Source organism: Citrobacter sp. Cf116 (assembly GCF_030336505.1).
Taxonomy (GTDB): domain Bacteria; phylum Pseudomonadota; class Gammaproteobacteria; order Enterobacterales; family Enterobacteriaceae; genus Citrobacter; species Citrobacter freundii.
This window is the reverse complement of sequence record NZ_JAOWEQ010000029.1, coordinates 30,350-44,852: the sequence shown is the minus strand read 5'-3', so window position 1 is coordinate 44,852 and position 14,503 is coordinate 30,350. Positions and strand designations below refer to the sequence as shown.

Sequence of the window (14,503 nt, the reverse complement as noted above, 5' to 3'; positions counted from 1 at the left end):
CCAGGGTCTGATGCGTGGCAGAAGAAAGCGACGACGACAAAACAGAAGCCCCCACACCCCACCGACTTGAAAAAGCGCGGGAAGAAGGGCAGATCCCCCGATCCAAAGAGCTAACCTCACTACTTATTTTGCTGGTGGGCGTGTGTATTATCTGGATTGGCGGGGAGTCGCTTGCCCGCAGACTGGCCGGTATGCTGTCGGCCGGATTACGTTTTGACCACAGTATGGTCAACGATCCAAACCTGATCCTCAGCCAAATCATCCTGCTGATTAAAGACGCGATGATTGCGCTGTTGCCGTTGATTACCGGCGTCGTTCTGGTGGCATTAATCTCCCCGGTGATGCTTGGCGGCTTGATTTTCAGCGGTAAATCCCTGCAACCCAAATTCTCTAAGCTGAATCCGTTGCCGGGCATTAAGCGCATGTTTTCCGCGCAAACCGGCGCAGAACTGCTCAAAGCGATACTGAAGTCGACGTTAGTGGGCAGCGTGGCCGGGTTTTATCTCTGGCACAAGTGGCCAGAGATGATGCGGCTGATGGTTGAATCTCCGATTACGGCGATGGGCAACGCCCTGGATTTAGTCGGCATGTGCGCGTTGTTGGTGGTGCTTGGCGTCATTCCGATGGTGGGATTCGACGTTTTTTTCCAGATTTACAGCCATCTGAAAAAGCTGCGCATGTCGCGCCAGGATATCCGTGACGAATTTAAGCAAAGCGAAGGTGACCCGCACGTTAAGGGCAAAATTCGTCAAATGCAGCGCGCGGCCGCTCAGCGTCGCATGATGGCGGATGTACCAAAAGCAGACGTTATTGTCACTAACCCTACGCACTACTCAGTAGCGTTGAAGTATGACGAGAACAAAATGAGTGCGCCGAAAGTTGTCGCTAAGGGGGCCGGGCTGGTTGCGCTGCGCATTCGTGAAATTGGCGCAGAGCACCGTGTCCCTACGTTAGAAGCGCCACCACTGGCGCGTGCGCTCTATCGCCATGCTGAAATTGGTCAGCAAATACCGGGTCAATTATATGCCGCCGTTGCCGAAGTGCTGGCATGGGTATGGCAGCTAAAACGCTGGCGTCTGGCTGGCGGCAAACGTCCACCACAACCTGAAAACCTTCCGGTGCCTGAAGCACTGGATTTCATGAACGAGAAGAATACTGATGGCTAATCTGGTCGCGATGCTGCGTTTGCCCAGCAACCTGAAATCCACGCAATGGCAAATCCTTGCCGGACCGATCCTCATCCTGCTGATCCTGTCGATGATGGTGCTGCCGCTGCCGGCTTTCGTCCTCGATTTGCTGTTCACATTTAACATTGCGCTGTCGATCATGGTACTGCTGGTGGCGATGTTCACCCAGCGTACGCTGGAATTTGCCGCATTCCCGACGATTTTGCTGTTTACCACATTATTACGCCTGGCGCTGAACGTCGCGTCGACCCGTATCATTTTGATGGAAGGACACACCGGCGCGGCGGCGGCGGGGAAGGTGGTTGAAGCTTTTGGTCACTTCCTGGTGGGCGGTAACTTTGCGATCGGCATCGTGGTCTTCGTGATTCTCGTCATCATTAACTTTATGGTAATCACCAAAGGTGCAGGGCGTATCGCCGAGGTTGGCGCGCGCTTCGTGCTGGATGGTATGCCCGGCAAGCAGATGGCGATTGATGCGGATTTGAATGCCGGTCTGATTGGCGAAGATGAAGCTAAAAAACGACGCTCGGAAGTGACCCAGGAAGCGGATTTTTACGGCTCAATGGACGGTGCGAGTAAATTCGTCCGTGGAGACGCCATTGCCGGTATTTTGATCATGGTGATCAACGTAGTCGGCGGTCTGTTAGTTGGGGTGTTGCAGCATGGTATGAGCATGGGCAGCGCTGCGGAAAGTTATACCCTGCTGACCATCGGTGACGGGCTGGTGGCACAAATTCCTGCGCTGGTTATCTCTACCGCGGCGGGCGTTATCGTGACCCGCGTGAGTACCGACCAGGACGTAGGCGAACAGATGGTGACCCAACTGTTCAGCAATCCTAGTGTCATGTTGCTCAGTGCGGCGGTACTTGGACTTTTGGGCCTGGTTCCGGGCATGCCGAACCTGGTGTTTCTGATGTTTACTGCCGCATTGCTGGGCCTGGCCTGGTGGATGCGCGGTCGTGAGCAAAAAGCGCCAGATGAACCGCAGCCGGTGAAAATGCCGGAAAACAACTCCGTGGTGGAAGCCACGTGGAACGACGTGCAGTTGGAAGATTCGCTGGGAATGGAGGTAGGTTATCGCCTGATCCCAATGGTGGACTTTCAGCAGGATGGCGAGTTACTGGGGCGAATTCGCAGTATTCGTAAGAAATTTGCTCAGGATATGGGCTTCCTGCCGCCGGTGGTACACATCCGTGACAATATGGATCTGCAGCCGGCCCGCTATCGAATTTTGATGAAAGGGGTAGAAATTGGCAGCGGTGACGCCTATCCGGGACGCTGGCTGGCCATTAACCCGGGTACTGCTGCCGGGTCGCTGCCGGGCGAGAAAACGGTCGATCCGGCTTTCGGACTGGACGCTATCTGGATTGAAAGCGCATTGAAGGAACAGGCGCAGATTCAGGGCTTTACGGTGGTTGAAGCCAGTACTGTTGTTGCTACGCATCTAAATCACCTGATTGGCCAGTTCGCCGCTGAGCTGTTTGGCCGTCAGGAAGCGCAGCAGTTACTGGATCGAGTGTCGCAGGAAATGCCAAAGCTGACGGAAGATCTGGTGCCGGGCGTTGTGACGCTCACCACGCTACATAAAGTGCTGCAGAACTTACTGGACGAGAAAGTACCGATTCGTGATATGCGCACCATTCTTGAAACGCTGGCGGAACATGCGCCGCTGCAAAACGATCCGCATGAGCTTACCGCGGTCGTCCGTGTTGCGTTGGGACGCGCCATCACTCAGCAGTGGTTCCCGGGGAATGAAGAGGTTCAGGTTATCGGTCTTGATACTCCGCTCGAGCGTTTGCTGCTGCAAGCGCTGCAGGGGGGGGGAGGCCTGGAGCCTGGGCTTGCAGACCGCCTGTTGGCCCAAACACAGGAAGCGCTGTCCCGGCAGGAAATGTTGGGCGCGCCGCCTGTCTTGCTGGTTAATCACGCGTTGCGTCCGCTGCTGGCGCGGTTTTTACGTCGCAGCATCCCGCAGTTGGTGGTGTTATCGAACATGGAGCTTTCCGATAACCGCCATATCCGCATGACGGCGACCATTGGAGGTAAATAATGCGCAAGTTACTGTGGTTGTTGTTTTTTCCTCTGGTGGCGCAGGCCGCCGGAGAAGGGGCCTGGCAGGCAAGCGGTATGGGGATCACCTTAAATCACCGTGGCCAGTCAGCCTCGTCTGCGCCTTTGGTTCCTGGCCAGCCGGTCTCAGGCTTAATGACGCTGGTAGCCTGGCGCTATGAGCTGAATGGCCCCACGCCCGCAGGTCTGCGGGTGCGTTTATGTTCTCAGTCCCGTTGTGTCGAGCTGGACGGGCAAAGTGGGACCACCAACGGGTTCAATAATGTTCCGGCCATTGAACCGATGCATTTTGTCTGGGAAGTCCCCGGCGGTGGTCGCCTGATCCCCGCGTTACGCATTCAGAGCAATCAGGTGATTGTGAACTACCGTTAACACCCTCCGTCATTCAAACCAGCAGTTGAAACTGCTGGTTGTTTCAACATTTCAGTCTCTCATTCAATTAAATAGAAACGCAGTTTTATAAAATAAGTGACGTACGTTGCCGGACTCTTTGTATTGTTGCCATTTCACGAATCCTTCTGGCAGAAATAGAAAGGTTTCACTTCCTGTTTGCTTTTACTGTGCCTCTATAAGGATGCCCATTGTCAAAGCGAGGATTGCGGGGCCTCCCAAATACAGCTGCTGCGCCGCAACAGGGGCAGGTCACAGCATTGAATCCGACATTGACAGAGGTTAAGTAAATGATTGTTTACCCGGTTAAACATAGCCCGTTGTTGCGCCAGCCAGAACATTTTATTGCCAGGGATGAATTAAAAGTGCTGATCAAAAAGGTGACGCATAACCTGGTCAATATTCATGACGAAACTGGTGAGTTCTTGCTGCGTCTGGACGATGGACGCGTAATTGATACCAAAGGCTGGGCGGGATGGGAGTGGACGCACGGCGTCGGCTTGTACGGGATGTATCAGTACTATCTGCAAACCGGCGATGAAACGATACGCGATATCATCGATAGCTGGTTTGCCGATCGCTTTGCTGAAGGTGCAACCACTAAAAACGTTAACACCATGGCGCCATTTTTAACGTTGGCGTATCGCTATGAAGAGACGCGTAATCCAGCGTATCTACCGTGGCTCGACAGCTGGGCTGAGTGGGCAATGCATGAGATGCCGCGTACCGAGTTCGGCGGTATGCAACACATTACGCTGGCGGAAGAAAACCACCAGCAGATGTGGGATGACACGCTGATGATGACGGTTCTACCGCTGGCGAAGATTGGCAAGTTACTCAATCGCCCTGACTACATCGAAGAGGCAACGTATCAGTTCCTGCTGCACGTGCAAAACCTGATGGATAAAGACACGGGGCTGTGGTTCCACGGCTGGAGCTATGAAGGAAATCATAACTTTGCCAATGCCCGCTGGGCGCGTGGCAACAGTTGGTTAACTATCGTGATCCCGGACTTTCTCGAATTACTTGATTTACCAGAAAACAATGCCGTTCACCGCTATCTGGTACAGGTCCTGAACGCACAAATCGCGGCGCTGGCGAAATGCCAGGATGAAAGTGGGTTGTGGCATACCTTGCTGGACGACCCGCAGTCGTATCTGGAAGCATCGGCAACTGCCGGATTTGCTTATGGGATCCTCAAAGCTGTACGTAAACGCTATGTTGGGCAAGAGTATACGCTGGTGGCCGAAAAAGCCATTCGTGGCATTGTGCAGCATATTTCACCGGAAGGTGAACTGCTGCACACCTCGTTTGGTACCGGGATGGGACACAATCTCGATTTCTACCGCAACATCCCTCGGACTTCTATGCCTTACGGACAAGCGATGGCGATGCTGTGTCTTACCGAATACTTGCGTAAGTATTTTTGATATCGGTATTCGATGGCGCTACCGCTATCGGACCTGATGATTGAGTCGTCACTGTTTGTACCGTGTTGTCCTGCGGGGCAAAGAGATGATCCATGATTTGACGCATAACCGGCGCGGCGGTGACACCATCGCTGCCGCCGTTTTCCAGAATTAACGCCACCGCGACCTTCGGGTTCTTATAGGGCGCAAATGCGGTATAGAACACGTGGTCGCGCAAGCGGACAGGGATCATCTTCGCATTGTAGGTCTGATTTTCTTTCAAGCTAAAGACCTGCGAGGTGCCGCTTTTCGCCGCAATGCCGTAAGGTGCGGTGTGAAAGAACTTATAACCTGTACCATTTGGTTCATTCGCCATGCCGAACATCGCCTGACGCACCAGTTCCCAGTAGGGTGACGAGGCTGAGGCGATTTGTGACGGTGCTTCTGGAGCCTGATACGGCGTGAGGGTTTTGCCATTTTCTTCATCGAGTAGCAGGTGAGGGACGATAACCTTGCCGTTGTTAATCAGTGCGACCATGGCTTTTACCATCTGGATAGGAGTGGCAATCCAGTAGCCCTGGCCGATGCCAACTGAGATAGTATCCCCCTGATACCAGGCTTTTTTATGCACTTTTTGCTTCCATTCACGGCTCGGGAGCAGGCCGTTATACTCCTCATCAAGATCGATGCCGGTCGGTTTACCGTAACCAAACTGGCTGAGCATGCTGTTAATCCGGTCGATCCCCATCATATACGCCACCTGATAGAAGAATGTATCGGCAGACTCTTCTATCGCTTTGGTGACATCCAGCATACCGTGGCCCGTTTTTTTCCAGTCACGGTAATGTCGCTCGGTGCCGGGTAGCGTCCAGGTAGGAGCACCGAAGAAACTGGTCTGCGGCGTGATCACACCGTTTAGTAATGCTGACATCGCCATATACGGTTTGACCGTTGAAGCGGGGGGGTACAATCCCTGTGTGACGCGGTTGATTAATGGCAGGTCTTTATCATGGAGTAGCTTGTTATAGTCCTGATAGCTAATGCCTTTGACAAACGGATTAGGGTCATAGCTGGGGTTTGAGACCATCGCCAGTACAGAACCGTCGTGTGGATCTTCAACTAAAACGGCGGCACGCTGGCCAGCCAACAAGCTCTCAATATATTGCTGTAAATGTAAATCCAGCGTCAAATGGATATTTTTTCCGGCAACGGGCGGCACATCTTTGAGCAGGCGTACGATGCGTCCGTGGTTATCTACTTCCACCTCCTGATAACCGGTCTTTCCATGCAGTTCATTTTCGTAATAGCGCTCAATACCTTGCTTACCGATATTGTGATCGGCGGCGTAGTTCTCAGCCTGACCCTTTTGATCCAGAGCTTTCAGGTCGTTGTCATTGATTTTTGAAACATAGCCAAGGACATGTGCCAGCGCCGCGCCATAGGGATACTGGCGGTCTTCGTAGCTATTGATGTTTACGCCGCTAAAATGAAACTGGTTTACCGAGAAACGGGCGATTTCCACATCGGTAAGCGCATTTTTTAGCACGACCGGACGATAGCGGCTGCTGGCTTTTAGCTCATGGCGAAACTGATCAATATCATCAGGAGTGAGGTCAACGATGGGCGTGAGCTGCTGGATTAACGCATTCATATCGCTGATTTTATAAGGCGTAACGGAAATATCGTACCAGGTGACGTTGCGCACCAGCGGGATGCCGTTGCGATCGTAAATCATGCCACGCGTGGGGGCGACGGGTAGCATTTTGATGTCGTTTGCATTCGACCGGGTGGTGTAATACTGGTGCTGACAGATTTGTAAGTTATACAGATTGTAAATCAGGATGCCAAAACAGATGACCACCAGGCCAAAGGCCACCAATACACGCCGCTGAAAGAGTTTTTCTTCCGCCTCAAAATCTCTGAATGTCATTGACCCGTACCCGATTAATTCGCCGCCTAATGATACGGAGGCTTAAACGGGATGACAGGCAAAAAATGTTCCATATCTCTAGGGAAATGTGTCATTCCTTGTGGGCTGTTACAAATTACAGTGAACGTAGCCGCTTCTCGTAGGCCTGATTGCGCTGCCATGAGAACGGGTCAGGGAAAATAAAAAAGCCCGCGACATAGCGCGGGCTTTCACATTACTTGAGGTAATTACATACGTTCTACGGTTTCGATACCCAGTGTATCCAGACCCAGCTTCAGGGTTTTCGCCGTCAGTTGTGCCAGTTTCAGTCGGCTGTTACGAACCTCTTCGTTTTCAGCGCTGAGGATAGGGCAGTGCTCGTAGAAGCCAGAGAACAGACCGGCAACGTCGTACAGGTAAGCACACATCACGTGCGGTGTACCTTCACGTGCAACAACGGTCAGCGTTTCTTCAAACTGCAGCAAACGCGCAGCCAGCTGAGCCTCGCGATCTTCGTTGATAATCACCTGCGCATTTGCCAGCGCGCTTTCGTCGATATCCGCTTTACGGAATACGGACAGTACGCGGGTGTAAGCATACTGCATGTACGGCGCGGTATTGCCTTCGAACGCCAGCATGTTGTCCCAGTCGAAGATATAGTCGGTGGTACGGTTTTTGGACAGATCCGCGTATTTCACCGCGCCGATACCGACCGCATTTGCCAGCTTTTCCAGCTCATCGGCAGGCATGTCCGGGTTCTTCTCCGCGACCAGGCGACGTGCGCGCTCCAGCGCTTCATCCAGCAGATCGGCCAGTTTAACCGTGCCGCCAGCGCGGGTTTTGAATGGTTTACCGTCTTTGCCCAGCATCATACCGAACATGTGGTGTTCCAGCGGTACCGAATCCGGCACATAACCAGCTTTACGTACGATGGTCCAGGCCTGCATTAAGTGCTGATGCTGACGAGAGTCGATGTAATACAGTACGCGATCGGCATGCAGGGTTTCGTAACGATACTTGGCACAGGCGATGTCGGTTGTGGTGTAGAGATAGCCGCCATCTTTCTTCTGAATGATAACGCCCATCGGTTCGCCTTCCTTGTTTTTATACTCATCAAGGAATACGACGGTAGCGCCTTCGCTTTCAACAGCCAGGCCTTTGGCTTTGAGATCGGCCACGATGCCAGGCAGCATCGGGTTGTACAGGCTCTCGCCCATGACGTCGTCACGGGTCAGGGTAACGTTGAGGCGATCGTAGGTTAACTGGTTCTGCGACATGGTAATGTCGACCAGTTTACGCCACATCTCACGGAAGTATTCGTCGCCGCCTTGCAGCTTCACGACATAGCTACGAGCGCGTTCCGCGAAGGCTTCATCTTCGTCGTAATGTTTTTTCGCGTCACGGTAGAAACCTTCCAGGTCAGCCAGCGCCATCTCTCCGGCATTTTCCTGCTGCTGTTTTTCCAGCCATGCGATGAGCATACCGAACTGAGTACCCCAGTCGCCGACGTGGTTGGCGCGGATAACCTTGTGACCAAGGAATTCCAGCGTACGCACCGCCGCGTCACCGATGATGGTGGAACGCAGGTGACCAACGTGCATCTCTTTCGCTACGTTAGGCGCGGAGTAGTCAACCACAACGGTTTGTTTAGCCGGTTGGGTGACGCCCAGACGATCGGAAGCCAGCGCCTGCTGAACGTGCTGCGCCAGAAATGCCGGGTCGAGAAAAATGTTGATAAAGCCCGGGCCTGCAATTTCAACTTTGCTGGCAATCCCGTTGAGATCCAGATGAGTCAGCACCTGCTCAGCCAGTTGTCGCGGCGCCATACCCAGTTTTTTAGCGACAGCCATCATGCCGTTAGCTTGATAGTCGCCGAACTGTACTTTTGCTGACTGACGAACCTGTGGTTCGCAATCTGCAGGCGCGCCTGCAGCAATCATGGCCTGACTGACTTTTTCTGAGAGAAGAGCCTGAATATTCACCGGAATACCTTACATTTATGAAGCGGCCTAAAATTCACCGCACCAGTTTAAGAATTAAGGGCGGGAGTATACTGCAAATGCCCGTTGCCGTCAGCATTGTGTGTACCGCCAGTAGCCTGAAATATAAACCATGCAATGGCGTAAATTTATCCATGATGTGTTCGGAGAAAACAGCGGTTGGATGGCGCAGCGCAACAGAGTAAATTAGCGACTTTGAACATGGATATGAGCTTTTAATATGGCGAACTGGCAAACCGTTGCAGAACTACAGGATATTTCTGCAGATTTACCGCATTTCACGCAGGCATTAACGGAACTTTCTACCCGTCTTGGGCTGGATATCACAGGCCTGGAAGCCGATCACATTTCCTTGCGTTGCCATCAAAATACCACTGCAGAACGCTGGCGTCGTGGGTTTGAACAGTGCGGTGAATTGTTGTCAGAAAACATCATTAACGGCAGACCTATTTGTCTTTTTAAACTGCATGAGCCGGTTTGTGTGCAACATTGGCAATTTTCCATCGTCGAACTGCCGTGGCCGGGCGAAAAACGTTACCCACATGAAGGCTGGGAACATATTGAAATTGTTCTGCCGGGTGAGGCACAAACGCTGAATGCGCGAGCGCTGGCGCTGCTTTCCGATCACGGTCTGAGTCAACCTGGTATATTTGTGAAAACCAGCTCGCCAAAAGGAGAACGTGAACGTTTACCGAATCCGACGCTGGCGGTTAGCGATGGTAGCGTGACGATAAAATTCCACCCGTGGTCGATTGAAACCATTGTGGCAAGCGAACGTCAGGAGTGAGCATGACTATACTGGAAATCTGCTGTTACAGCATGGAGTGCGCGCACACGGCGCAGCAAAACGGCGCGGATCGTATTGAGCTTTGCTCGGCACCCAAAGAAGGGGGCTTAACGCCTTCACTGGGCGTCTTGCGTTCTGTTCGCCAGCACATTTCGATTCCCGTCAATCCCATTATTCGTCCACGTGGAGGCGACTTTTGTTACACCGAAGGTGAGTTCGCTGCAATGCTGGATGATATAGCGATGGTCAGAGAACTGGGGTTCTCAGGACTGGTGACCGGCATTTTAGATGCGAATGGCGATGTCGATATGCCGCGCATGGAGAAAATAATGATCGCCGCCGGTTCACTGCAAGTCACTTTTCATCGTGCCTTTGATATGTGTGCTAACCCACTCAATACGCTTAAAAAATTAGCTGATTTGGGCATCGCCAGAGTACTCACCTCCGGGCAAAAATCAGATGCGGCGCAAGGTTTAACAAAAATAATGGAACTTATTGCGCAGCCTGGTGCTCCAATCATTATGGCCGGAGCGGGGGTTCGCGCCTCGAATTTGTCCCTGTTCCTTGATGCTGGGGTGCAGGAAGTCCACAGTTCTGCCGGAGTATGGCTGGCTTCACCAATGCGTTATCGCAATTCGGGGTTGTCGATGTCTTCGGATGCGCAGGCGGATGAGTATTCTCGCTATGCGGTAGACGGGGCGGCGGTTGCTGAAATGAAAGCAATCATTGCACACCATCAGGCCAGCTGATTTTACCGTTGCATCATGTCGCCCAATATGATGCTTGCTCGTACCAGGCCCCTGCAATTTCAACAGGGGCCTTTTTTTCTCCTTCTCCTGCATATTTCGGTCTGCAACTGTGTTGGCTTTCCTCGCTCACCCTGGTCACGTAGTTATCTACGCTCCCAGGGATTTGCTGCGTCGCCGCCTTGTTGCAAACCGAACTATTTTGGAGAAATGGTGCTTACGTAATAGTCATTTGGCAAAAATGACTACGGTTTACGCGCAATCAATACCGCACGCAGTGGGGCGGGGTAGCCTTCCACCGTCTTGCTGTGGTCGTTCGGGTCAAGGAAGTCGGCCAGCGATTCGGTAATCATCCATTCGGTGCGGCGCTGTTCTTCGGTAGTGGTCACACATACGTCGGCAATGCGCACATCAACAAACCCGCATTTTTCCAGCCAGTTTTTTAGCGCCAGTGCAGACGGGATAAAGTAAACGTTACGCATCTGGGCGTAGCGATCGCCCGGCACCAGCACGGTATTTTCATTGCCTTCGACGACCAGCGTTTCCAGTACCAGTTCGCCATCTTTAACCAACTGATCCTTTAACTGCCACAGGTGTTCCAGCGGCGAGCGGCGGTGATAAAGCACGCCCATGGAGAATACGGTATCAAAGGCGTTGAGCGCCGGAAGCTGTTCAATACCCAGCGGCAGCAGATGCGCGCGCTGGTCATTGCCCAGCAGTTTACGCACCGCCTCAAACTGGCACAGGAACAGTTGGGTCGGGTCGATACCGACCGCCAGATGTGCGCCCGCGCCAATCATGCGCCACATGTGATAGCCACTGCCGCAGCCGACATCAAGAATGGTACGTCCGGTGAGATCAGACAAGTGCGGCAGGACGCGATCCCACTTCCAGTCGGAACGCCATTCGGTATCGATGTTGACGCCGTACAGCGAGTACGGTCCTTTACGCCATGGCATCAGGTTACGCATCAGGGTGTCTATGCGTTTAAGCTGACCTTCGCTGAGCGGCTCTTTGCTTTCTGCGGTAACGCTATGCAGTAAGTCCAGACGATGCGGCGTTAGCTCGGGCAGAAACTCGACGGCGTTTGACCATTGTTTAAAAAGACCGTGCTGATCGCGCTGCCAGGCAGCGATTTGCGCCGGAAGTGTTTCCAGCCAATGGGACAGATGATTTTTGGCAATCAACTGATAAAAGTTACCAAAATCGATCATGCGCTAACCTCAGCTTTCAACGCCACCAGAGAGCCAAAGTTGAAGCACTGGAACCACAATTCGCTGTGCTCAAAGCCGGCCTGATGCAGTCGCGCTTTATGCGTTTCGACCGAGTCGGTGAGCATCACGTTCTCCAGCATGCTGCGCTTCTGGCTGATTTCCAGTTCGCTATAGCCATTGGCTCGTTTGAAGTCGTGGTGCATGTTGAACAGCAACTCGCCTACGTTCGCGTCTTCGAAGCTGAATTTTTCAGATAGCACCAACGCGCCACCGGGATTCAGCCCCTGATAAATCTTATCCAACAACGCCTGGCGCTCAGGTGGCTCAAGGAATTGCAGGGTAAAATTCAGCACCACCATCGAGGCATTTTCGATAGTAATGTTGCGAATATCGCCTTCGACAACCTCAACCGGGGTCGGTGCCTTATAGGCGTCAATATGACGACGGCAGCGCTCAACCATCGCCGGAGAGTTGTCGACAGCAATAATTTTGCAATTCTCGTGATGAATATTGCGACGCACCGAGAGCGTCGCCGCGCCCAGAGAACAGCCCAGATCGTAGACCTGCGTGTTGGGTTGTACGAAACGTTCGGCCAGCATGCCAATCATAGAAATAATATTGGAATAGCCAGGAACGGAACGCTGGATCATATCCGGGAAGACTTCAGCTACCCGTTCATCAAAGGTCCAGTCACCCAGACTGGCGATAGGCGCAGAAAAAAGCGTGTCGCGGTGAGACATAACGTAAAAATCCGGGAAAAATAAAGTGGCGTATTGTGCGCTAATGCAGGGAGAAAACCAACTCCCAGGGCATATACCAAAGATTCGCCAGCACCATTAGCAACAGCGAACACCAGGTTGCGCTCATGCCTGAACGGCGCCAGCGGAAAAGCCGGTGGTGGAATCCGTAATAATGCATCAGTCGTCCGGCAATCAACATCAGCCCGCAAAGATGCACCATCCACGTCTCTGCGCCGTTCATTTCCATAAATAACAGCAGCACTAACGCGACGGGAATATATTCCACCGCGTTACCGTGAATGCGGATAGCGCTTTGCAGTTCGCTAAAACCTCCATCGCCATAGGCAACGCGATATTGCATGCGCAGGCGAACAACGTCAAAGGAGAACTTTATTAACAATAACGCACCCAATACGGCATAAAGCGCGCTTACCATACAAACTCCCTTTTAAAATGGCTGATGGCCTTGACTATGATAGGTGGCATTTTCAGAAAAGAGAAGATTGCTGTGGAATAGACGGCGCTGATCCGATCTCTGGCAGAACATTGCGTAAATCTGCCCATAGCGTATCAACAAGCTCCGGGGCCTGCGCGATGTCCGGCGTATGCAAAAACAGATACGGCGTCGTGGTGTGTTGCCATAGCGACAGCTTGGTCAGCCAGACGGCAAAAAGCGCGCTGTTTTGTGCCATATCATCGCTACCGATAAAGCGTACCATCGGATGGTTTGCCGTCACCACCGCATGCACCGGAACCTTTGGTTTCTTACGCTGGGCGTCACGTATCGCTTCGGTATGTGGGATTGCGGCATGTACCGGACGGCTGTCCAGAATCACCCGGTTTACTCCACGCTCGTGTAACCCGCGATTAAATAGCTGTTCGGCTTCGCCTTTGGCAAAGAAGTCTGGATGGCGAACTTCCACACCGTAGGTAAAACATTTGGGGAGCGCGTCGAGAAACTGCCACAGGGCAGGCAGGTCGCGTGGGCTAAAAGTCGCGGGTAATTGCAGCCAGTATTGTCCAATGCGCGATTCCAGCGGCGACATGCGCATAAAAAATTCCTGTACCAGGTCATCACAATTACGCAGCGCGGCCTTATGCGAAATGGTCGCCGGAAACTTAAAACAAAATCGAAACGTATCGGTGGTCTGTGCCTGCCAGCGGGCAACAATATCGGCTTTAGGCAGCGCATACAGTGTGGTATTGCCCTCCACGCAGTTAAAGTGGCGGGCATACTCTTCAAGGCTTGTGATCCCCAAACGCACCCATTTTGGATGCGACCACTGGGGTAAACCGATATAGATCATAGCGCTTGCAAAATCTCCTCCACGCTGCGAACGCGCGCAATGCGGGGGAAAATGTGAGTCATGCTACCCTGGTGTTGCTCAGCACTGGCGGCGCTACAGGCATCCTCTGCAATGATAAGACTGAAACCCAGCTCCCACGCATTTCGCGCCGTCGACTCAACGCCAATGTTCGTAGAGATGCCGCACAGGACGATGGTATCGATACCCCGGCGACGCAGCTGTAATTCCAGATCGGTGCCATAGAAGGCTCCCCACTGGCGTTTGGTTACTTCGAGATCGCTGGTGCATTTACCCAGAGCAGCCGGGTAATTCCACCAGTTTTCGGGCAACGCTTTTGCTGGAGTCTGAGCATCTACTGGTTGTTTCAGCGCTTCGGCGTAATCGTCAGACCACCCGACGCGCACCATTACCACCGGGGAACCGTGGGTACGGAATTTTTCCGCCAACTGCGCGGTGCGGGCAACCACAGCGTGTGCCGTATGAGGTCCGCCAGCGAAAGGCAGGATCCCTTCCTGTAAGTCAATCACGACAAGGGCAGTTGTTTTTGCGTTCAGTTCCAGCATGTTCACTCCAGTAAAAAATAGAATTCCGTTACACCTTAAGCGCGAATCAGTGTGAAAGGGGCGACAATTTTTGTTATTTTTTGTGAGATTACGCAATGCCCGTCCAGGAAACAGGCGTACAGTCAGTACCGGACTAAGAGTCTATCCCAGTAGGCTCTTATCGTGCGGCAGAATTTCCAGT

General features: G+C 52.7%; 13 protein-coding genes. 6 read left to right on the top strand and 7 right to left on the bottom strand.

The window, feature by feature from the left end; all coding sequences use genetic code 11:
- Positions 1-14 precede the first annotated feature (14 nt).
- From flhB to bglB, 4 genes are all read left to right on the top strand, one after another.
- Entirely contained in the window at positions 15-1,166 is a 1,152-nt protein-coding gene (gene flhB, locus OGV74_RS04260) for a flagellar biosynthesis protein FlhB (protein ID WP_086504027.1), read from the top strand.
- Positions 1,159-3,237 (top strand): flagellar biosynthesis protein FlhA, encoded by a 2,079-nt coding sequence (gene flhA, locus OGV74_RS04255; RefSeq protein ID WP_003034666.1) that lies wholly within the window; start codon positions 1,159-1,161, stop codon positions 3,235-3,237. Before flhB ends, flhA begins: the two co-directional genes overlap by 8 nt.
- Complete coding sequence (flhE, locus tag OGV74_RS04250) at positions 3,237-3,629, top strand: flagellar protein FlhE (protein WP_003034667.1); 393 nt, start codon at positions 3,237-3,239, stop codon at positions 3,627-3,629. Before flhA ends, flhE begins: the two co-directional genes overlap by 1 nt.
- A gap of 308 nt (positions 3,630-3,937) precedes the next feature.
- Positions 3,938-5,077 (top strand): beta-galactosidase BglB, encoded by a 1,140-nt coding sequence (bglB, locus tag OGV74_RS04245; RefSeq protein ID WP_086504028.1) that lies wholly within the window; start codon positions 3,938-3,940, stop codon positions 5,075-5,077.
- Here the strand turns inward: bglB and mrdA2 are convergent.
- The gene (mrdA2, locus tag OGV74_RS04240) at positions 5,049-6,986 is read right to left on the bottom strand and encodes a peptidoglycan DD-transpeptidase MrdA2 (RefSeq protein ID WP_286520369.1); all 1,938 of its coding nucleotides are present in this window, start codon (positions 6,984-6,986) and stop codon (positions 5,049-5,051) included. The two genes, bglB and mrdA2, sit on opposite strands and share 29 nt — an antisense overlap.
- 227 nt (positions 6,987-7,213) lie before the next feature.
- A complete protein-coding gene (gene argS / locus OGV74_RS04235) occupies positions 7,214-8,947 on the bottom strand; it encodes an arginine--tRNA ligase (RefSeq protein WP_071696444.1) in 1,734 nt (577 codons plus the stop codon).
- A 238-nt stretch (positions 8,948-9,185) separates the two neighbouring features.
- Here argS and OGV74_RS04230 point away from each other — a divergent pair, with 238 nt between their 5' ends.
- Positions 9,186-9,752 carry a VOC family protein gene (locus OGV74_RS04230; RefSeq protein WP_003034677.1) on the top strand — a complete coding sequence of 189 codons (567 nt, stop codon included), beginning with the start codon at positions 9,186-9,188 and terminating at the stop codon, positions 9,750-9,752.
- 2 nt (positions 9,753-9,754) lie between these two features.
- Positions 9,755-10,501: a copper homeostasis protein CutC gene (gene cutC, locus OGV74_RS04225; protein WP_086504030.1), complete on the top strand. Its 747-nt coding sequence runs from the start codon at positions 9,755-9,757 to the stop codon at positions 10,499-10,501.
- 242 nt (positions 10,502-10,743) lie between these two features.
- On the opposite strand, the gene cmoB is transcribed toward cutC, so the two are convergent.
- Genes cmoB through OGV74_RS04200 form a run of 5 tightly spaced genes read right to left on the bottom strand, consistent with a single transcriptional unit; the run spans position 10,744 to position 14,322 of the window.
- Complete coding sequence (gene cmoB, locus OGV74_RS04220; RefSeq protein WP_257646580.1) at positions 10,744-11,712, bottom strand: tRNA 5-methoxyuridine(34)/uridine 5-oxyacetic acid(34) synthase CmoB; 969 nt, start codon at positions 11,710-11,712, stop codon at positions 10,744-10,746.
- On the bottom strand, positions 11,709-12,452 hold the full coding sequence (gene cmoA, locus OGV74_RS04215) for a carboxy-S-adenosyl-L-methionine synthase CmoA (protein WP_003034686.1): 744 nt from the start codon (positions 12,450-12,452) through the stop codon (positions 11,709-11,711). The genes cmoB and cmoA overlap by 4 nt, the downstream gene beginning before the upstream one ends.
- 40 nt (positions 12,453-12,492) lie before the next feature.
- Positions 12,493-12,888 (bottom strand): MAPEG family protein, encoded by a 396-nt coding sequence (locus tag OGV74_RS04210; RefSeq protein ID WP_003034689.1) that lies wholly within the window; start codon positions 12,886-12,888, stop codon positions 12,493-12,495.
- A 52-nt stretch (positions 12,889-12,940) separates the two neighbouring features.
- The gene (locus tag OGV74_RS04205; RefSeq protein WP_086504033.1) at positions 12,941-13,759 is read right to left on the bottom strand and encodes a DUF72 domain-containing protein; all 819 of its coding nucleotides are present in this window, start codon (positions 13,757-13,759) and stop codon (positions 12,941-12,943) included.
- Positions 13,756-14,322, bottom strand: a complete 567-nt coding sequence (locus tag OGV74_RS04200; RefSeq protein WP_044700301.1) for a hydrolase — start codon at positions 14,320-14,322, stop codon at positions 13,756-13,758. Before OGV74_RS04200 ends, OGV74_RS04205 begins: the two co-directional genes overlap by 4 nt.
- Positions 14,323-14,503: the final 181 nt, after the last annotated feature.

Bases quoted from the DNA above. Each gene is read 5' to 3' on its own strand.
- flhA (WP_003034666.1), top strand. From the start codon at position 1,159: ATGGCTAATCTGGTCGCGATGCTGCGTTTGCCCAGCAACCTGAAATCC.
- flhE (WP_003034667.1), top strand. From the start codon at position 3,237: ATGCGCAAGTTACTGTGGTTGTTGTTTTTTCCTCTGGTGGCGCAGGCC.
- bglB (WP_086504028.1), top strand. From the start codon at position 3,938: ATGATTGTTTACCCGGTTAAACATAGCCCGTTGTTGCGCCAGCCAGAA.
- mrdA2 (WP_286520369.1), bottom strand. From the start codon at position 6,986: ATGACATTCAGAGATTTTGAGGCGGAAGAAAAACTCTTTCAGCGGCGT.
- OGV74_RS04230 (WP_003034677.1), top strand. From the start codon at position 9,186: ATGGCGAACTGGCAAACCGTTGCAGAACTACAGGATATTTCTGCAGAT.
- cutC (WP_086504030.1), top strand. From the start codon at position 9,755: ATGACTATACTGGAAATCTGCTGTTACAGCATGGAGTGCGCGCACACG.
- cmoB (WP_257646580.1), bottom strand. From the start codon at position 11,712: ATGATCGATTTTGGTAACTTTTATCAGTTGATTGCCAAAAATCATCTG.
- cmoA (WP_003034686.1), bottom strand. From the start codon at position 12,452: ATGTCTCACCGCGACACGCTTTTTTCTGCGCCTATCGCCAGTCTGGGT.
- OGV74_RS04210 (WP_003034689.1), bottom strand. From the start codon at position 12,888: ATGGTAAGCGCGCTTTATGCCGTATTGGGTGCGTTATTGTTAATAAAG.
- OGV74_RS04205 (WP_086504033.1), bottom strand. From the start codon at position 13,759: ATGATCTATATCGGTTTACCCCAGTGGTCGCATCCAAAATGGGTGCGT.
- OGV74_RS04200 (WP_044700301.1), bottom strand. From the start codon at position 14,322: ATGCTGGAACTGAACGCAAAAACAACTGCCCTTGTCGTGATTGACTTA.